This window comes from Belliella buryatensis, from assembly GCF_900188245.1.
GTDB lineage: Bacteria > Bacteroidota > Bacteroidia > Cytophagales > Cyclobacteriaceae > Belliella > Belliella buryatensis.
In genome coordinates this window covers 39235-58928 of record NZ_FZOK01000014.1, presented here as the reverse complement: position 1 = coordinate 58928, position 19694 = coordinate 39235, and the positions used below count along the sequence as shown (strand labels likewise).

16 protein-coding genes are annotated in these 19694 nt (G+C 37.5%); 8 read left to right on the top strand and 8 right to left on the bottom strand.

Features of this window, described 5'->3' with window-relative positions; all coding sequences use genetic code 11:
• Window positions 1-134: 134 nt before the first annotated feature.
• Window positions 135-2423 (top strand): patatin-like phospholipase family protein, encoded by a 2289-nt coding sequence (locus CHB66_RS14150; RefSeq protein ID WP_089242067.1) that lies wholly within the window; start codon window positions 135-137, stop codon window positions 2421-2423.
• A 2-nt stretch (window positions 2424-2425) separates the two neighbouring features.
• Here CHB66_RS14150 and CHB66_RS14145 read toward each other — a convergent pair whose 3' ends face one another.
• Both CHB66_RS14145 and CHB66_RS14140 read right to left on the bottom strand, forming a co-directional pair.
• Window positions 2426-4441 carry a monovalent cation:proton antiporter family protein gene (locus CHB66_RS14145; protein ID WP_089242066.1) on the bottom strand — a complete coding sequence of 672 codons (2016 nt, stop codon included), beginning with the start codon at window positions 4439-4441 and terminating at the stop codon, window positions 2426-2428.
• Between the two features lie 276 nt (window positions 4442-4717).
• A complete protein-coding gene (locus CHB66_RS14140) occupies window positions 4718-5197 on the bottom strand; it encodes an Mpo1 family 2-hydroxy fatty acid dioxygenase (RefSeq protein WP_089242136.1) in 480 nt (159 codons plus the stop codon).
• Between the two features lie 90 nt (window positions 5198-5287).
• Here CHB66_RS14140 and CHB66_RS14135 point away from each other — a divergent pair, with 90 nt between their 5' ends.
• From CHB66_RS14135 to CHB66_RS14125, 3 genes are all read left to right on the top strand, one after another.
• A complete protein-coding gene (locus tag CHB66_RS14135) occupies window positions 5288-6403 on the top strand; it encodes an NAD(P)/FAD-dependent oxidoreductase (RefSeq protein ID WP_089242065.1) in 1116 nt (371 codons plus the stop codon).
• Between the two features lie 61 nt (window positions 6404-6464).
• A complete protein-coding gene (gene nhaC, locus CHB66_RS14130) occupies window positions 6465-7946 on the top strand; it encodes a Na+/H+ antiporter NhaC (RefSeq protein WP_089242064.1) in 1482 nt (493 codons plus the stop codon).
• The gene (locus CHB66_RS14125) at window positions 7943-8545 is read left to right on the top strand and encodes a 3'-5' exonuclease (protein ID WP_089242062.1); all 603 of its coding nucleotides are present in this window, start codon (window positions 7943-7945) and stop codon (window positions 8543-8545) included. The genes nhaC and CHB66_RS14125 overlap by 4 nt, the downstream gene beginning before the upstream one ends.
• Here CHB66_RS14125 and CHB66_RS14120 read toward each other — a convergent pair.
• Window positions 8535-9131, bottom strand: coding sequence for an IMPACT family protein (locus tag CHB66_RS14120; protein ID WP_089242060.1), 597 nt, complete (start codon window positions 9129-9131; stop codon window positions 8535-8537). The genes CHB66_RS14125 and CHB66_RS14120 overlap by 11 nt on opposite strands.
• 103 nt (window positions 9132-9234) lie before the next feature.
• On the opposite strand from CHB66_RS14120, the gene CHB66_RS14115 reads away from it, so the two are divergent.
• Genes CHB66_RS14115 through CHB66_RS14105 form a run of 3 tightly spaced genes read left to right on the top strand, consistent with a single transcriptional unit; the run spans window position 9235 to window position 11533 of the window.
• Entirely contained in the window at window positions 9235-9636 is a 402-nt protein-coding gene (locus tag CHB66_RS14115; RefSeq protein ID WP_089242058.1) for a sugar 3,4-ketoisomerase, read from the top strand.
• On the top strand, window positions 9623-10552 hold the full coding sequence (locus CHB66_RS14110; protein WP_089242056.1) for a hypothetical protein: 930 nt from the start codon (window positions 9623-9625) through the stop codon (window positions 10550-10552). The genes CHB66_RS14115 and CHB66_RS14110 overlap by 14 nt, the downstream gene beginning before the upstream one ends.
• 3 nt (window positions 10553-10555) lie before the next feature.
• Complete coding sequence (locus tag CHB66_RS14105) at window positions 10556-11533, top strand: glycosyltransferase family 2 protein (RefSeq protein ID WP_089242055.1); 978 nt, start codon at window positions 10556-10558, stop codon at window positions 11531-11533.
• On the opposite strand, the gene CHB66_RS14100 is transcribed toward CHB66_RS14105, so the two are convergent.
• From CHB66_RS14100 to CHB66_RS14080, 5 genes are read right to left on the bottom strand one after another with little or no spacing between them, the layout of a single operon-like run.
• On the bottom strand, window positions 11485-12756 hold the full coding sequence (locus tag CHB66_RS14100) for a M16 family metallopeptidase (protein ID WP_089242053.1): 1272 nt from the start codon (window positions 12754-12756) through the stop codon (window positions 11485-11487). The two genes, CHB66_RS14105 and CHB66_RS14100, sit on opposite strands and share 49 nt — an antisense overlap.
• Window positions 12756-13967: a type IX secretion system outer membrane channel protein PorV gene (gene porV, locus CHB66_RS14095; protein WP_089242051.1), complete on the bottom strand. Its 1212-nt coding sequence runs from the start codon at window positions 13965-13967 to the stop codon at window positions 12756-12758. The genes CHB66_RS14100 and porV overlap by 1 nt, the downstream gene beginning before the upstream one ends.
• On the bottom strand, window positions 13964-17227 hold the full coding sequence (gene porU / locus CHB66_RS14090) for a type IX secretion system sortase PorU (protein WP_089242049.1): 3264 nt from the start codon (window positions 17225-17227) through the stop codon (window positions 13964-13966). Before porU ends, porV begins: the two co-directional genes overlap by 4 nt.
• Window positions 17211-17912: a CDP-diacylglycerol--serine O-phosphatidyltransferase gene (gene pssA / locus CHB66_RS14085; protein WP_089242047.1), complete on the bottom strand. Its 702-nt coding sequence runs from the start codon at window positions 17910-17912 to the stop codon at window positions 17211-17213. Before pssA ends, porU begins: the two co-directional genes overlap by 17 nt.
• A complete protein-coding gene (locus tag CHB66_RS14080) occupies window positions 17912-18565 on the bottom strand; it encodes an MBL fold metallo-hydrolase (protein WP_089242045.1) in 654 nt (217 codons plus the stop codon). The genes pssA and CHB66_RS14080 overlap by 1 nt, the downstream gene beginning before the upstream one ends.
• A 58-nt stretch (window positions 18566-18623) precedes the next feature.
• Between CHB66_RS14080 and CHB66_RS14075 the strand changes: the two genes are divergently transcribed.
• On the top strand, window positions 18624-19676 hold the full coding sequence (locus tag CHB66_RS14075; RefSeq protein WP_089242043.1) for an NAD(P)/FAD-dependent oxidoreductase: 1053 nt from the start codon (window positions 18624-18626) through the stop codon (window positions 19674-19676).
• Window positions 19677-19694 lie beyond the last annotated feature (18 nt).

Below are 19694 nucleotides of genomic sequence, written 5' to 3'. Positions count from 1 at the left end.
CGAAGGTAAGCTTTATTGACAAAAGCCACAATCAGAATAGGGCTATTTGCCGTAAAATTTATTAAACACTCCTTGAGTCGCGTAGACTTGTAGATTTCAGGAGAAATACCGTATATTTCTGTCAATAATCACCTATGTGGAATAAAATCTATTATAGCTTCCCTATTCAACTTTTGATCCTTCATCTAAGGAAAAATCTTGCCTTACTATCACTCTGGGTTATATTGTCCTTAATTATTTTACAGAAGTTTGGCTCAGTCTTAGGTATTCCTTACCTTTTTCTTGATCCCGAATATCTCAATAAAGTTAGCTGGCAAGGATTTTTTTTGATGGGCGTTGCTTTGGGTATTTTCACCATGTCCTTTCATATGACTACCTATATTCTTGATGGGGCAAAATTTAAGTTTTTGGCGGTGATTCCACGGCCATTCATTCAGTTTTGTATCAATAACTCTATCATTCCTCTGGCTTTTTACATTCTTTATCTTTACAGCTTTATCAGTTTTCAACTAGACAATGAACACGATAAAGTAGAGGTTTTTCAATATTTTATAGGTTTCACTGGAGGATCACTGCTGATTTACACCTTGATTTTTCTTTATTTCGGATTTACCAACAAAGATTTTTTTATTCTATTTGCTGATTCTGTTGAAAAAAGATTGAAGCGCTCAAAAATCCCCAGAGCAAATATGCTCAAGCGCATTCAAGAAAGTAAAGATGCCAAAGATAAAGTACTTGACTATATAGATTATAGGTTTCGAATCGAGATGGTAAGAAGGGATCTATCCAAATTCAAGCCTTACCAACTACTTCGAGTTTTTGACCAAAATCATCTTAATTTGTTTATCATTCAGACTGTTTTGATCAGTTTGATCTTGCTCTTAGGGTTTTTTAGAGATTATCCATTATTGCAAATCCCAGCAGCGACTAGCGCAACTTTGCTCTTTGCTATTGTCACCATGTTGGTTGGAGCAGTAGCTTTTTGGTTGAGAGAATATTCTACCTTAATCATCCTTTTATTCATCCTTTTATTCAACTCCTTCTCTAATTCGCCGATCTTAAATAGACCTCATGCAGCTATTGGGTTAGATTATGATATCGAGCCCGCATTCTACAATATTGCTACTTTGGAGCGGAATTTACATGCAGACACCCTTCAAAAAGACAGGGATAATACACTTCGTATATTGGAAAATTGGAAAGCAAAATTTCCAAAGGGTAGTAAGCCTAGAATGTTACTGATCACTACAAGTGGAGGAGGTCAAAGGGCAGCACTTTGGACATTACATGTACTGCAGCAGATCCAAAATGTATCAGATGAACAAGCATTCAAGCACACACAGTTGATCACAGGTGCGTCAGGAGGTACTGTAGGCGCGGCGTTTTTCAGGGAATTATACTTGAGAAAACAGTTAGGAGAAGATATCGATCCCATGAATAAGAAATATCTAGATCAAATATCTTCGGATAATCTCAACCCTATTATCTTTACTTTACTCGTAAATGATCTAGTTATACGAAATCAATATCATGAGTACAATGGCCGTAAGTATCTCCAAGATCGTGGGTTTGCTTTTGAAAAGCAGCTTAACATCAATACTCAAGGTGTATTAAATAAGCCGATTTCGGCATATCGTGAACCAGAAGAACAAAGTCTGATTCCAATGTTGCCAGTTACTCCTCTTATTACTAATGATGGCAGGAAATTATTGATTTCACCACATTCTATCAGCTATATGGGAGTATCTTTAGGAAGAATAGAAGGTCCAAATGAAAAAAGTCAAGGGATAGATTTCAGGCGTTTTTTTTATCATCAAGATGCTGATAATCTTCACTTTATTAGTGCCTTGAGAATGGGAGCGACTTTTCCTTTTATCACTCCCCACATTCAGTTGCCATCCACTCCTCAGATGGAAGTGATGGACTCGGGCTTATCTGATAATTTTGGAATGCAGGATGCTTTGAGGTTTCTCCATGTTTTCAAAGAATGGATAAATGATCATACTTCTGGAGTTACTTTGATAAGCATTAGAGATTCTGAAAAATTTTCAGAAATCGATCCAAAATTACCCCCAACCATTCTGCAAAAACTAGCTACCCCATTAAAGAATATCTACATCAATTGGGATAATGTACAGACGCTCAATAATGAAGTCTTATACAACAAGCATAAGGAATGGTTACCTTTTGATTTGGATAGAATAGAGTTTGAATATTCTACAACTGATTTTTTGAGAGATAGGGGGCTGTTAGATCAAAATTCAGAAGCGAGTCAGCAAGAAAGAGAAATTCAAAGGGCTTCACTCAATTGGCGTTTGACAGCACGTGAGAAGGTTTCCATTTTGGAAAACATCAACAGTCTTCAGAATCGATCAGCTTTAGAAAAGGTGTCTAGAATTCAGTTTTTAGAAAACTCAAAATAGAATCAAACTATCTCTATCTCCTCTTCGAATTTTTCAAGGTTAGCAGGTTTCCCGACAACATAGACAACGTCTCCCAATTTGAGTTTTTCATCACCTGTGATTTCTGATGTTGTTATTTTTCCTCTTTTAATCGCAACGATATTAACCCCAAACTTTTCTCTGATTTTAGCATCTTTTAAAGACTTATTAATCACATCTCCTGAGTCTTTTTCTACTTTTAAGCTGACGAAATTGATTTGAGGTAGGTCAATTTTAAATTTAGAACGTCCTTCTGGTGAAAGTGATCTAAACATCTCGTAATTATCAGAACGGATGTCTAAAGTAAATTCCTCAATATCATGCTTAGGGATTAAATATTTGTCCAATACTCTTGTGAAAATTTCTATGGAAGTTTCAAATTCTTCTGGGATCACTTCACTGGCACCTAACTTCATGTTGGCTTCCATTTCGCCTACATATCTTGTTCTCACAATGATATAAGGGTTTTGAGTATTGTGCCTGATGGAAGCTATAATTCTTTTTGTTGACTCAGGATTGGAAATAGCAATTACAGCCACTCTAGCTTTATGGATATTTACATGTTCGAGAACAGCTTCATTCGCTGCATCACCATACATGATTGGTTCTCCTTTTAATGATTCTTGCTTGACTGTTTCGGGATTTGTTTCAATAATAGCATAAGGAATATTGGCTGATTTAGCAGCTTTTGCAAGATTTCTTCCATTGAGGCCAAAGCCAATTATAACTAAGTGATCTTTCAATGTGTCAGTTTCTAGTTCGATATCAGGAAGGTCATCTTTAACAAGTCGATTAGAAATTCTCTCAGGTAGAGGCAAGTCTAGAATACCACATGCAAGTTTTTCTCTTTTCTTCAATACAAAAGGAGTGACAGTCATAGTCAAAATAGAAATTGCTAAGAAATATTGGTATGTCTCAGGATCTAATAAATCATATTTTAAGCCTTCTTTGGCAAGTAAAAGTGAAAATTCCCCAACTTGAAAAATAGAAAAAGCTACCATAAAAGCTTCCTTGAACCCTTGACCTATAGCTTTTACAGATAATGCAACTAGCAAAAATTTCACTGCAAATGTCAGAAGTGTTAAACCTAAAATTACAAAAATATGCTCCCAGAGGAAAGTGATGTCAAACAGCATCCCTACAGAAACAAAAAAGAAACTAAGAAAAATCTCTCTGAATGGTAGGATTTTTCCAGTAGCATGATGACTATAATCTGATTCACTGATGATTAGTCCTGCAAGGAAAGCTCCCAAACCTAAAGAAAGCCCTAACAAAGAAGTCACATAAGCTACAGCGAAACATGTCAAAATAATACTTAATAAAAATAGCTCCTCGCTTCTTGTTTTAGTTACTCTGAAGAGTAGTTGAGGAATTATATACTTGGCACTCACTATCGTCAATAGTACTACAAGTGCGCCCTTAATAGCCATATAGAACAATGAAAGTGCAATATTATCTGATTCTCCTGCTAACATAGGAGTAAATAGCATGAGTGGTACGATGACTACATCTTGAAAAATTAAAATTGCTAAGGTTGTTCTGCCGGGAATGGTATTTACCTGCCCAGATTCTTGAAGTAACTTCAATACAATGGCGGTACTGCTCAAAGCAAATAGGAATCCAAAGAAAACAGCTACGTTCCATTCAAATCCAAAACTATAGGTTAACAATGCCGTAGCACCAATAGTCAATCCAACTTGGAGTGATCCTCCAATGAAAACCGCTTTTTTGATTGAAAGTAAACTCTTAAGAGAGAACTCCATCCCAATCACAAAAAGTAAAAGAATCACACCCACTTCAGAGAGCATTTCTACTGCTGTAGAGGCATTGACTAACGAGAGCCCATATGGTCCAGCCAATGCACCTGTAAATAAAAACCCGATAATAGTGGGAATCTTGAGACGCATAAACAGCAAAATCACAAGCGTAGCTAAGCCAAAAATGACTACTATATCAGAGAGCAAGGGAATTTCAGCACTAGCGATGATTAATTGAAGCATAAAAAAGAGTTTAATTGGAATTCAATTCGAAGTTAAAAATAAAATGTGAAATACATGAATCTAATTGGTTCATGGAATTGATGAAATTAAATCCTATTATGAAAATTCCTTGAATGATTTTCTGAATTCAAACCGGTTGCTAAACGAAATGGGGTGTTTGAAACAATTGATGCACTGATAACAGATCGACTAATAACAAATAACTATTATCCGTAAGCGTATTTTTGCTGAATATGCCAAGTGGTATCTTTGCGGATAATCGTATTTCCCTATTAATCAATAAGCAAAGCCAAACTTTTTATAGATAAAATGCATCAGCCAAGCAGGCCCTATCAAAAGGAATTGAACATCTTTGAGAAATGAGGGTTTCTTGCCCTCGATTTTATGACCATAAAACTGAAATATCCATGCAATAACAAATATTCCAATGGAAATCAACCAAAGTGGTATTGGAGAAATCAACGTAATGAAATTGGCAAGTGCTAGACATATTGCAGAAAAGAAAAACATACCCAAAGCCAAGGGTGGTGAGATAGAAACATAATAAAAAAGAACAATGATCAATATTAGCGTAGCCCAATTGGCAAAACTCCCTAAAAAGGGGAGATAACTTTCAAGTATCCCTGAAGGAATGCTGAAAATCAATCCAACAATGCTGAAGAATATCGCTGGAACACATATCCAATGAATCGCTTTGTTGGTTTCATTCTGATGGCTGAGCCCATATTCATGAAGCAGGGATTCTATTTTTCTCATGATAAGTTCGTCTATTTGTTCTTTACCTTGCAAAATATGACTTAAATTAATAAATAGTCTTCAAATTAAAGGAAACCTAAGGTAAAAATAATGATAAGCTACTGGGAGAAAGCTCATTTTCTTAAATATGATTTGATTGTAATCGGCGCAGGAATTGTCGGAATGTCAACCGCCATTCAATATAAATTGAAGTTTCCCCAAAGTAGAATTGCTATTTTAGAAAGAGGTGTTTTTCCATCAGGTGCCAGTACCAAAAATGCAGGATTTGCCTGCTTTGGGAGCTTGACTGAGATACTTGATGATCTGAACATGATGTCTGAAGAGGAGGTTTTGGCACTGGTAGAAAAGCGTTATCAAGGACTGCATGCGATCAGAAAGGTTTTTGGAGATGAGACATTGGGCTACCAAGACAAAGGAGGATTTGAGTTGATTACGAGCCAAGAAGTTTCGGCTTTAGATCAAATGAATCGTATCAATAAATTGTTAATGCCTTTGTTTGGGGAGGATGTTTTTAGTGTTGAGAAGGATATCTATCGCTATGGGTTTGGTAAAGAAGTGCTTCAAGTAGTCAAAAATAAGTTTGAAGGGGAATTAGATACAGGTAAATACATACTCGCACTATGGGATAAGTGTCAGCAGCTTGGGATTAGACTCCATTCAGGTGCAGAAGTATTAATAATTGATGATAATCAAATACATGTCAAAGAACCTGTGACATATGATGTAATTCGATTTGAGTCAGCAAAAATTGCCATTTGCACCAATGCTTTTGCTAAGCGATTTTTTCCCGAATTAGATATCTTTCCAGGACGTGGACTTGTGATGGTCAGTAAGCCTTTGCAAAGTAAGATTGCATGGAAAGGGGCTTTTCATTATGATAAAGGGTATGTGTATTTTAGAGAAGTGGAGGGAAATAGGCTCCTGATAGGTGGAGGTAGAAATTTAGATTTTGAAGGTGAGCGTACTGAGACTTTTGAGGTAAATTCGTTGCTCAGATCATATTTAGAAAAATTGACGCGTTCTGTAGTTTTTCCAGATCAAAAAGTAGAATTTGAGATGGAATGGACTGGCATCATGGCATTTGGAGAGACCAAAAAACCAATCATCCAAAAAGTTTCTGCAAATACTGTAGTGGGAGTGAGGCTTGGTGGTATGGGGGTAGCGATTGGTTGGCAAGCAGGAACTGAACTGGTAGACTTACTTTAGGGCTGTAAAGTTCCAAAATTTTATTAATTTCAAACTTTAAAAATTTCCCAAAAAGTATTTAATGGTTAAGACTCGCAAAGAACCCAGCCTGATTGAGGCTTTGATCCCAATCCTTTTTTTAATTGTTCTATTAGTAATTAATATAGGGATTTTTGGCACGGATGGCCTTGAGGGTTCCAATCAGATGGTTTTGGTAATATCATCAGCAGTAGCTGCTTCGATTGCTGTATTTAGACTTCGCATCAAATGGGAGACTTTGCAAGATGGGATTGTAAAAAGCATCAGTTCTGCCATGTCCAGTATTTTGATTTTGTTGTTGATTGGTGCTTTGGCAGGGACTTGGATGCTGAGTGGTATTGTACCTGCGATGATTTATTATGGACTTCAGGTGTTGAACCCGACTATATTCCTGATAGCTGCCGTAATTGTGAGTGCGGTAGTCTCTATTTCCACAGGAAGTAGCTGGACTACTGTAGCGACTGTAGGTGTAGCGCTCTTGGGGATAGGCAAGGCTTTGGGCTTTGGTGAAGGGATTATTGCTGGAGCGATTATCTCAGGAGCATATTTTGGAGATAAGATGTCTCCATTGTCAGATACTACTAACCTTGCGCCAGCCATGGCAGGGACGGATCTTTTTACCCATATTCGTCACATGACAAAGACTACTGTCCCTTCGATTTTGATTACTTTGGTGATTTTTGGGGTGATAGGTTTCACTACTGGAGCTGAAGGTTCCGTAGAGCAAGTTAAAGGTATTTCAACAGTGATTTTAGAAAAATTTAATATCAATGGCTGGTTATTCATTGTCCCTGTAGTGGTTTTAGTTTTGATTGTCAAAAAAGTTCCAGCAGTTCCAGCCTTACTGGCTGGTGCATTGTTAGGAGGGGTGTTTGCAATTATTTTTCAGCCACAAATTATATATCTGATAGCCAGTGAAGAGGGTGTTAGTTATGCCTATAGTGCATTCAAAGCAGTTATGATGGCACTCTATGGAGAAATTAGCGTAGTGACTTCCAATGATGTTGTAAATGAGTTATTGATCACAGGTGGAATGGCAGGTATGCTTAACACCATCTGGTTGATCATTTGTGCCATGATTTTTGGGGGAATCATGGAGGAAAGTCGTATGCTTGCTGTCTTAGCTGAGGCAGTGATTAGGAAAGTTCACTCCATAGGTTCTCTTGTAGCTTCCACTGCTGCTACATGTATGTTTTTCAATGTTACCACTTCTGATCAATACCTAGCAATCTTGGTTCCAGGAAGAATGTATGCTGATATTTACAGAAAGCGAGGGCTGAAGCCTGAAAATCTGAGTCGAACCTTGGAAGATAGTGCCACAGTGACTTCTGTTTTGGTGCCTTGGAATACTTGTGGGGCAACCCAAGCATCAGTTTTGGGCGTAGCAACATTGACTTATGCACCATATTGTTTTTTCAATATTATCAGTCCATTTATGACGATCATGTATGGATATCTCAAACTCGGAATTAATTATTATTCTGAGGAAGAAATGGAAGAGATCAAAAAGGAATTTGCTGCATGATTCAGAAGCGTATTACAAAAGAGGAAGTGAATAATCTACCAATTGGACAGTTTGATGGTGAAATTGTCCTAGTCAATTCTATAGAGCAGATTGATGAAGTAGTGGAAGAATTGTCATATCATGATTTAATTGGATTTGATACCGAAACTAAGCCTGCTTTTAGAAAAGGGGTTTATAATTATGTGGCACTTTTGCAGCTTTCTACTCCTGATGTTGCCTTTTTGATCAGGTTAAATCAAATAGGCCTGCCCAAAGCAGTTCAAAATATCATGGAAGATCAAGATGTGGTAAAAATTGGGGCTGCTGTCTTAGATGATCTGAGAGCTTTGAAAAAACATGCTGCTAATTTCAAACCAGCTGGGTTTTTTGATTTGAATGATGAATTGAAGAAAGTGGGGTTTGAGAATATTGGAGTGCGAAACCTTGCAGCCATGGTGCTCAATTTTAGAGTGTCTAAGTCTGAACAAGTGTCCAATTGGGAAGCGCCTGAGTTGACCGAAAAACAGCAGCTTTACGCCGCTACAGATGCCTGGGTGTGCTTAGAGATTTACAAAAAACTTCAGTATCAAGGCTATTTAGATGATTTATTTAATCGATGATACTGACTTGCTCTAAGTCTTCAATTTTGTTGATCAATGCTTCTGACATACTTTCTCTCACTAGTAGTTCTATCAGACAAGTATTATCGAATTGTTGATGTTGGATTTCTAAGTCCATGTCTTTGACCAATCGCATGACATCATTCATGGCGAGATAATCAAACTGAAGTTTCACTTTGATTTTGACGACTTCTTCAATGATTTCATTATTGGCAATAGCTTCTGCCGCTGCAATTTTGTAAGCTGAGATCAATCCTCCCACACCAAGCTTGGTTCCCCCAAAGTATCGAATGACCACAATCAAAGTATTGGTTAGGTTGTTAGATCTGATTTGTCCTAAAATGGGATCACCTGCAGAGTGGTTAGGTTCTCCATCGTCGTTAGCTCTGTAGGATTCTTGGTTTTTCCCTAAGATATACGCATAGCAATGGTGCCGTGCATCATAATATAGCTTTCTCAAGTCCTCCAAATGTGACTTGATTTCCTCTTCATCAGCTACCGGAAATGCAAAAGCTAAAAATTTACTACCTTTTTCCTTATACAAGCTCTCTGAACGCTGAGCTAAAGTGAGGTAAGTGTCTTCCATTCGGTTTAATTATTTATTCGATTCTGGAAGTTAAAATTAACAAAAGATTTATTTTGATCATGGAATCAGTGGGATACTTATAAATTCTTATTTTTGAAATGATATGATTGATTTTAAGTCACCAAAGCTAATTAAGATTCATGGAGATGTTCAGCAGACTGGTCAACTTCGATTTCTTGAACACTCAGAGCAGTTACCATTTGAAATTCGACGGGTTTTTTGGATTACGAATGTGCCCGAAAATGGCATCAGAGGCGTCCATGCTCATCGTGAAGAAGCACAAATTTTGGTTGCCATGAAGGGTGTTTTACAAGTTTGCCTAGAAAATAAGAAGGGTGAATTGTTCAATTTTAAACTTGATCATCCTGACCAAGGACTCTTTCTCCCTCCCATGTATTGGTCAGAAGTAAGTTTTCATCAAGGTGCAATTTTACTAGGTTTGGGGAATTGTAAGTATTCGGAATCAGATTACATAAGAGATAAACAAGCTTATGACCAAATTTGAAAGAAACAGTCTAGATCACTATAATTTCACATTGTCCGAGGCGAGAGATGAACAGCATGATTACTTTCTACAAGTATTCAAACCTCATGATGCAAAGCTTTTTTTATTAGGTAGAATATGGAAGAAAGATCAAGAAAAAGCTTTTCTTTTTATTTCAATTGATGCAAATGAATTTGCATGCTCTTTACCCAATTTGCCATTTGGGGGATTGTGGACCCATGAAAGTATTCCATCTGATGTTTTGGAGGGATTTATTTCATTTTTGTTAGACTCACTTTTACAGTTGCAAGTAAAGAGATTTGCTGTTACTCAAGCTCCTGCTGCTTATGGTAATCAGGCAGACTTGTTTTCTTATCTGCTCTTCAAGTCAGGTTTTGATTTGGAGAATGTACTCAATCATCAGATACTCTGCGGGAAAAAGCGTATCAAAAAATGGCTCACTCAAAACTTCACCAAACTCTATAAAAAGGCGAAAGAGAACAAGTTCAATGTGACTACTGGAAATATTCAAAGTTTCACTTTTTTGGAAGAGATTACTACCTGGAAAGATGATCGAGGACATAAGCAACCGTTGGATGAAAATAGATTGATACAGCAAGTTTCCACTTACCCTGAACGCTATTTTGTAATTACAGTCCTGCATGACGGGAAAGCTGTTGCTCATGCATTGGCAGTCAAGTTGACGAGTGAAAGCCTCTATTATTTCTACTCTGCTATCAATCCGAAGAATCAACTCCGGCTTACTGGTCAACTGATGATGGCATATTTACTGAAGCTTTCCGTTGAGCAAAAAGTAAGTCTACTTGATTTGGGTTCTTCTGAAGCCAATGACGAGCCAAATCACAAATTGATCTACTTCAAGAATAAGTATGCTGACACTTATTGGAATAAGTCTACTTGGATAAAATCACTTTGATATATGGAATCTTTAGCTAAGGTATCCATCATTTGTACAGTTTACAATCAAGCCGATTTTGTGGAGGAAACTTTAGATTCTGTTTTGAATCAGAGCTATTCTGACGTTGAATTGATTATCCTCGATAATGGTAGTCAAGATTCATCCAAGGAAAGAATTCAGGAGTGGATAGCAAACCACATGGGGTTTGAATGTAAGTTTATCTCTCTTCAAAATAGTATCAATTATTGTAAGGCATTTAATCTAGGGTTAAATCAAATTTCTGGTGAATATACCCTTGATTTGTCTGGGGATGATCAGCTTTGCGCTGATCATATTGAAAGAAGTCTTCAAACTATAATTCAGAATCCAACAGCTGTTTTTTCTTTTTCCAACGCTAAATTGATGGATGAATCTGGTAGGATTAGACCTTATTATAAGAGAGCTCAAGTTCAAGAAATAGAGGATTATCTAAAAACAGGTAGTCTATACCTTGAAGTAATCAGGGGAAATCCAATTTCTGCGTCAACGATGATATTTGATACAAAAACTTTAAAAGATTTGGGTGGGTATGATGAGTCCTTGTCTTACGAGGATTTCGATATTTTGATTAGATTGACCCGTAAATATCATGGAGTATTTTCAGATCATATTGGCCTTATCAAAAGGGTTCATGCTAAGTCATTCTCTGCTAGTCAATATTTATCTAGGAATTCCAAGATGCTACCTTCAACGGTAAAGGTTTGTCAGAAAATCAAAACAATCAATCAAACTCAAGAGGAAGATCAAGCACTTCTGAGTAGAGTTTTATTTGAGTGCAAGCATGCACTTTGGTCGGCCAACTTTCAGTCCGCGGAAGAATTACTGAAGATTGCATCAAGCATTAGACCCCAAGCTATGAAAGTTCAGATTTATCAATTTTTTGCTATGCTCCGATTAGATTTTTCTTGGTTTTATCCTACGATTACTTCAATCAAATCATCTTTTTTGAAATACTTTTGACCTACAGCAAGGATGTCCTCTGCCTTGAAATCTCGAATAAAATCAAGCTTGTCTTCATAAAAGTTCATATCTAAACCTGCAAGATGAATGGATTTGAATTTATTGATAAGATCAAATGGGCTACTGAAGGTTGATAAGAAATTTCCGATCATATAGTTTTTGACTACTTCCAATTCATCATCAGATACAAGTAAGGTTTGGAGTATGTTGATTTCTTTGTATATCTCTTCGATGACTTCATTGATATAGGCCTTTTGAACATCTGCCATGATTACCCAATAATCAGCTCCTTGCAAAGAACCTATAGTACTGTAGATTCCATAAGTGTGCCCTTTATCTTCGCGGATGTTTTTGATCAATCTTGACCCGAAATATCCACCCAAAATTGTATTGAACACAGTGAGGGCATGGTAGTCAGGGTGACTTTTTGGTATCAGGTGACAACCTATTCGGATTGATGATTGTAAAGCGTCCTTTCTGTCTTCATAAAGTCTTGCGGTAGGCTTGTTTTCAAAAGTATAGGCTGGATTATTGTCTTTACTTATAGGTAGACTACCTAAGTATGCTTCTATCAGCGTCAATTCTTCAGCATCCACATTTCCCGTGAGGAATATCTCTGGATTGATCAATAGAGAATTTTCGTAATACTTCAATAAATCATCTCTTAGAATGCTTTCCACATCTGCTTCTTCTGCAATCTGACCATATGGATGATCTTGGCCGAATAGCTGTTGTCTAAAAAGTTGACTTGCTCGGACAGCTGTTTTTTCCTTTTGGATAGAGATGTTGAGCGCTTTTTGAGACTTTCTTTTGGCTAATTCTTTTTCAGGAAAAATAGCTTCTGTAAGTAATGATCTGAATACAGGTAAGACCTCAGAGAAATGTTTTTTGGTAGTGATCAATGCTATGCTATTATTTTCAAAGCCTGAGTGCACTTCTACTTCACTTGCGTAGAAATCAAAAAAATCATCTAACTCACTTCCTGAAATGGATTTCGTTCCTTCCATCATCATGTGGAGCGTAAAAAAGGATGTTAACTTCTTGTCTTCTGAATCCGCTGAATTTTGTGTTTCTGAACTAATTTCCAGCCTGATAGCATCGATTTCGGGTGTTGGTATAAAATACAAATGGACTCCGTTTGGCAGAGTCCGTTTGATGGGATTGGGAAGATGAATGTCCTGAGGTACTAAGAAATCAGGAGCTTTGCTTCTATCTAATGTCATTATTTGGATATGTTGTAACCTAGTGATATTCTCAATGTCTCTGCTAGTGGGTGGTTTTGTTCCATTGGAACTAAATAAGAGAAATCAAATCCTAAAGTTTTGTAATTGAAACCAACACCCATGGTGAAGTATCTTCTACCTCCTTTGTTGATATTTTCATGGAAATAACCAGTTCTAATGGCTAGTTTTTCATTGTATAGATACTCCATACCAAAGGAGATCATCAATTCTTGTAACTCTTCGCTAAAACCACCTGGAGCATCTGCAAATGAGCCAAACATCCCCGCAATAAGTGGTCTATTTGGATCTCTACCTTCTTCAATTTCCAAATTTCCATTTTCGTCAGTAAAAAGTGATCCATCCTCGTTTCTTCTATAGATAGGAGGAGTTGGCACCATTAGTTTGTTAAGGTCTAAGGCGAAAGTCAGAGAGTTGTACTGATCAAATTTGACTTGATAAGCTGTACCAATTCTAAAGTTTGTAGGGATATAGTCTAAATCTTCTGCGCTGTTATAAGTGATTTTTGGACCTATATTGGTGATGGCAACTCCCCAAGACCATACGCCTTCTTTGTTGCCTGCCATCACGTCTTTGTTATAATATAGACCAACATCTGTACCTACAGTGATACCAGGTCTACTTTCAGCTCCTCCAGCCGAAGAAATATTCCCAGAGAGATTTGAGTGGATGAATCTTGCTGAAATACCTAGACCTAAATTCTCGGATAACCTTCTAGAATATGTACCTCCTATAGCGATATCTCTTGGTGTGAACTCGCCCAACTCATTTCCTCTTCCATCAGTCAGCTGAATATCTCCCATGTTGAAATAACGAAGGTCGAAACCAAAGGCAGAGTTTTCATCGATCTTCTTATAACCTGTCAGATAACTGACAGACATGTCATTGACCAGTCTCCCTAGCCATGGAGAGTATGATAATGAAAAACCCATATCATCCTTGATAAAGGCAAGCTTACCAGCATTCCAATGTGCCGAGTTTGCGTCTGGAGAAGTGGCAACACCCACGTCTCCCATTGCAGAATGTCTGCTATCAGGAGCGAAGTTCAAAAATGGAACTGCGGTCGTTATCACCCTTCTATTAGGGTCTTGACCTGCGATAATCGTAGAATTCTGAGCAAAAAGCTCTGTAGACGAAAAACAGATCAAGGAAACAAAAAATGGCTTGAATAATTGGCTTACCGATATTTTCATTTAATTATTATTTTTCCGCTCTTTCTATCCATGGTGTTGTCCAATTCTGAAGTGAGCTGTAATTCGTAAATATAAGTTCCTTTTACGGGATAATTGGTTTTGGAATGGAAAAAATTCCACTCAAAATCATCTAACAGGTAATCAGCCATCACATAACGCCTGCTGGCTTTAAATATTTCACTACCAGTCAAAGTAAAAACACGAACTTGAAGCATTAAGTTTTCGCCAGGTCTATTGTGTTTGATTTTAAATTTACTCAATTCACTTGTAGGATTCGGATAAGTGATATTTTCGAGAATTTTGATGCGCTGACTTCCGTCTACTATAACCTCTCTTTGGACTGTGGTACTGTTACCGACATTGTCCCATACTTCGAAAATAATCTGATTCGCACCTTCTTGCAGGCCTGATACAGGCGCTTGCAAAATCCCTTGCTTGAATGTGTTTTGCGTGGACCTGTAAAATCGATTCAAATTGATTGGTTCCTGGTCGTTAATATATAGCAAAATGTCTTGACCTAAGTTGTTGTTAGAGATGTTGATGCCACTTTCATCGCTTAACTCTGCTTGTAATTTGATGTTGTAGGCCTTGAACTGACTCAAGTCTTCTCCATATTCATAGCCAAACTTCAAATTTACTTCTGGCCCTTGGGTATCTATGATATTACTTTTTGCTGTTCCTCCGATGGTGATGTTATTTGCTCCCATAGCCTCTAGCCCATCTTCCAAAATAGCAAAAATCCTAAGCTTCCCTTCTCCATATTCATAATTTATGTTTTGAGGAATAAAGACTTCAATATCAAACTCTCCATTAGCAAACACACCCTCCCCATTGAATAAAACATTACCTTCATCTAAATAGCTCGTAGGGGTGCTTTCATCCCCTAAGGTTCTTTTTTCTATTTTTTTATCTTTAATTTCTAGATTGAAAGTTCCAGACCTCATGATTTTTGCCCCAGTCATTGGGTCTTGAATCTCGCCTTGGATTTTGACTTGCTGCATAGCCTGTAGTGTGTCAATGCTGAGCTCAAGTTGAATATCTTGGATTTCTTTGACAGTACTATTGAGATCAGGAATGGCCAGTTTTAATGAAGGATCACCTAAAAGAGAGAAATTTCTATTGAAGGCGCCATTGAGGCTGTTGTTTTTGGTACGCTTGAAAATTTCTCCTAGGTCAAGTCGCTCTCCATTCTCTTCTTGAAATACATCTTCTATAAATGCTTTGTTCAATGCGAAGTTGATGCTGCTGAATACTGGTCTACCAGTCGTCAAAAGTCCAATAGCACCTTTGTTTGGAGCAAAAAGCATTTCTTCCGCCCCTGATCTCAGAAATGGGCTGTCATGCCTGCCAAATTCACATGTGGCAGTCACCAATAATGGAAGTAGTTCATTTTCAGGCCAGTTCCTAAAGTCCGATATCTGAAATACTTGCTCTGCAGTCAAAGTAGTTTCATTTCCATGCCCAATGTAATTCAGTATTAGGAGCCCTTCTTCAACGGCTGTTTTCAAAGCTTCTCTTGCTTGTGGAGAGGACTGACGACCAGCTGATCTGATTTGTTCAAATCGGTCAAGGTAAATTTTTTCAAGAATGTATTCAGGATGATTCTCACTCAAAAATCTCGCATGATTCTCGGCATCATTTAAGTGGATATTATTGTCTCCATCATCGGCAAAAAAAGCAATTCTTCGTTTCCAATCTCCTGCTAGATTTTTCCTGTTTTCATAAGAGATGATCTTATTTACAGCCTCTCTAGCTTCTATAAGATTGATCGCAGGGATTCTACCAACTCCAATTTTCATTGATTCATCTCCTGCAGTACTTTCTTCCCATTCACCTTGGCCAAAATCTAAGAACCCAAAAAAATCATCAGATGAATATGTTGCCAATGGATTCAAGCTATTTCTGGAGCTGTAGGATGGGACAAGGTTTGGGCGACCACCGGTGATTTTTCTTTTATAGTCAAAAGTGCCTTTCCCAAAAAACAAGACATGCTTGAGTTGGCCTGATTGATGATAGTGGTAAGCAAGAAAGTTTCTAATGGCTACAATATCGTATGATCCATAACCAAAAGCATCAAAAATTTCACTCAACCTGACTACGCGAGCAGATATTCCAAGGCTATTTTTATGATTGGCAAGTCTATTGGCCTCAGATAGTAGCGCCTCTGGACTGATGATGATCAAAGTGCTATTGATGCTTTCATTTCGTAAATTTTGAGCTGCCGGAGTCCATTGATTGATGCTTGGGGTATTTTGAGGGTTGAATGTGACCACTTTTTCACCATTGGATAAGAGACTATTGCTTTCAACCTCTTTCACGTCATACATATTACTAACCTTCCAAGTTTTAAGATTAGCTGGTTTGGTAATGACTATAGGTGATTCGCCAAGATGATAAAATATACCCGTAGGTAAATTATTGCTATTGAAAGGAATGGCAATAGATATATAGTCTATGTAAGCAGTTCCATTGACATCAGCCGTTTGGAAATTTAGTGTGTAAGTGAGAGAGTTTTGGCTCTGAGAGGGAATTTGGACGATTACCTTTTCCTCTCTTCCTTTGATGCCATAGATACTATTTGGTATCGGAGAGATTGAAAAATCGGCTCTGTTTTGCCCATTGACAGTCAAGTTAAAATTTGCAGTTTGTAAAGATTGAGCCATTACATTAGACTGAAGAAGCAAATTACCTTGATGAGCAGCAGGAAGGTCAAATTGCTGTCTGTAAGCTTGTCCCGAATTGAAAGCAGATCCGTACCATTTTCTTCCTGAAGATAATAGATTGATACTTTCCTCTTTTTTATTTTGAATCTGATACACAGAACCTGATGAAACAGTGGTAGAGCCTGGCTCCAAAAGGATATTTTTTGAAGGAGTTTTTGAGCCAATCAGGTAGTAGAGTGTATCTGTGTAATTGTGATGATGATAAGTCCAAGTATTTTCATTTGGTCTAACCGTGTGAGGGCCTTCTAAGAAAAAATAGAGTTCATTGTCAATCACCTGGACAGGAATCTCTCTCAAACCTAAAGAAACGCTATCGAGCTTTTGATCGAGCTTGCCAGCATTACCATATATGCTGACATTTGTGATGTCATTGATTCCGAGTGTATTTAGCTGATTAGTACCGATTTTGTAAACTCCCTCAGTAGTTACTGGAAATTTAAAGTATTGCTCTTGAGCAAATGCTAAATGATTTCCTAGAAGTAAAAAAAAGAGTATTCTGAAGAATCTTTTGCCCAATATGTTACTCCTTCTGATCATTTTTTGTAATCATTCCCTCTACTACCGAAAGTGCAATATAAGAAATAATTGTAATCGGAATACCTGCCCAACCCAATGATGCGATACAGATCAAAGCTATTCCAATGGTCAGATACCGAAAGACATTGGACTTGAAATCAAAGCTTTTGAATTTCAAGGCAATCAGAGGTAATTTGGCAACAAGGAGGAGTGACATAATAATAGCAATCACTGCCAGACTTAGAGGTGTGACTAACCAAATTTGCAAACTTGGAAAACGATCTACTAAAAAGGGGAGTGAACTGATCAAAAGCGCATTTGCAGGGGTAGGAACCCCTATAAATCTGTCAGATTGTCTTGTGTCTACATTGAACTTTGCTAGCCTTACAGCAGAAAACACTCCTATCAAAAATGCTAGAAAAGGGAAATAGCTGAATTCAGAGATTTCCAAAATCCACTGAAATAAGATGAATGAAGGTAATACACCAAATGTCACTAAATCAGCTAGAGAGTCTAATTGTTTGCCAATTTCGCTATGTACATGAAGCATCCTGGCTACAAACCCATCTAAGAAGTCAAAAATAGCTGCCAAGACAATAAAATAAAGTCCATAGTGAATCTCTCCACCCAAAACAAAATATATCCCAATCATTCCAGAAAGGAGATTGAGACAAGTGATGGTATTTGGAATGTTTTTTTTGATCATTAGAATCTTGCTTTTTTTCCTACAAAAGGATTGTGCACTTTTTCAAGACCTATGTTGGTTTCAGGGCCATGTCCTGAGTAAACAGTCATATCTTCTGGTAATGTAAACATTTGAGATTTGATGGCATCAAGAAGTGTTTGATGATCTCCACCTGGAAGATCTGTCCTACCGATACTTCCTTGAAATAAAGTATCTCCTGCAATGCAGATATTAGCGCTTTCGTTATAAAAAATCAAATGCCCAGGAGCGTGACCTGGAACAAATCGGATTTTTAGCACTGTGTTGCCAAACCTGATTTCATCATTATCATCAATCAACTGGTCAGGCTCTGACTCTTCATATGCTGGGAATCCGTAATTAGAAGCATAAGAAGCCACAGACTTCAGTACTGGAATTTCAAATTGGTGCATCAATAGTGGGACATTGAAAGTCATTTTTACAAATGAATTTCCCAAAACATGATCGATATGACAGTGGGTATTGATCAAGTATTTGACCGTAAGACCTTCAGCTGTTACAAATGCCTGCAAGGTTTGTTGCTCTCTTTTCTCATAGCACCCAGGGTCAAAAATTACAGCTTCTTTGGTTTCGTCATAGAGGACGTAGGTGTTTTCCATATATGGATTAAATGTGAAAGATCGAAGTTGTAACATCTAGAGAATGATTTTTGATTAACTGTCAAAATAACAAAGAAAGAATTTATTTTTGGGCATGGAAGTAGATTTTTTACTAATCGGACAAGGGATTGCTGGCACAGTACTATCGTATAGGCTAATGCAATCAGGTATGCGTATAATCGTCATAGATCAGCCTGAGCAAAATCAAAGCAGTCGCATTGCAGCAGGTCTTTACAATCCTGTGACAGGAAGAAAAATGGTCAAGACATGGAATGCAGATTTACTTTTTCCCGAAATAGAGCCCCTCTATGAAGAGATGGAAAGCTTTCTAGGAGCAAAGTTTTTGTACAAAAACCCTATTTACAGACCCTTTCTTTCTAAAGAAGAACAAAACGAATGGATGGGAAATAGCGGGGATGAAAAGTTTGTGTCCTACCTCAAAGAAATCAGGACTTCGTCATATTTTGAAGCGGTGAAAGATGAATTCGGTGGTGTTTTGCTTAATACATCTGGTTACCTAGACATCAATGTTCTTTTAGATGTATACACACGCTATCTTTCAGAAAGGAATTTAGTAAGGTTCGAGAAATATGAAGAAACGCAGCTTATCGTAGAAAAAGAAGGAATAAAATACCAAGATATTCAAGCAAAGGGAGTAGTCTATTGTAATGGATTGGGTTGTCTAGGAAGTAAGTTTTTTGAAGATTTACCTTTTGCTCCGGTAAAAGGAGAAATTCTGGACATCGAGCAAGAGTTTCGGCCAGAGGAAATCATCAATCGAGGTGTTTTTAGGATCACTTTACCCAATCAATTACTGCGAGTGGGGTCTACTTATTCTTGGCATGACCTAGATCAGGGCCCAACAGAGAGGGCTAAAATTGAGATTTTGGATAGGTTAGATAATTTGGTCAATATTGAAAATAAAAAAGTGGTCGTTCATAAAACTGGGATCAGACCTGCGACCAAGGATAGGAGACCATTTTTGGGAAAACATCCTGAGCATGAAAGCGTTTATATCTTCAATGGTTTTGGGGCAAAAGGAGTTTCTTTGATTCCGTATTACAGTAAAATGATGATAGATTTGTTGATAAAAAAAAATGAACCCCATCCAGATGTGAACATAAGTCGTTTTTTTAAGTATATTTAAAATCTAAGTGGAATTGAC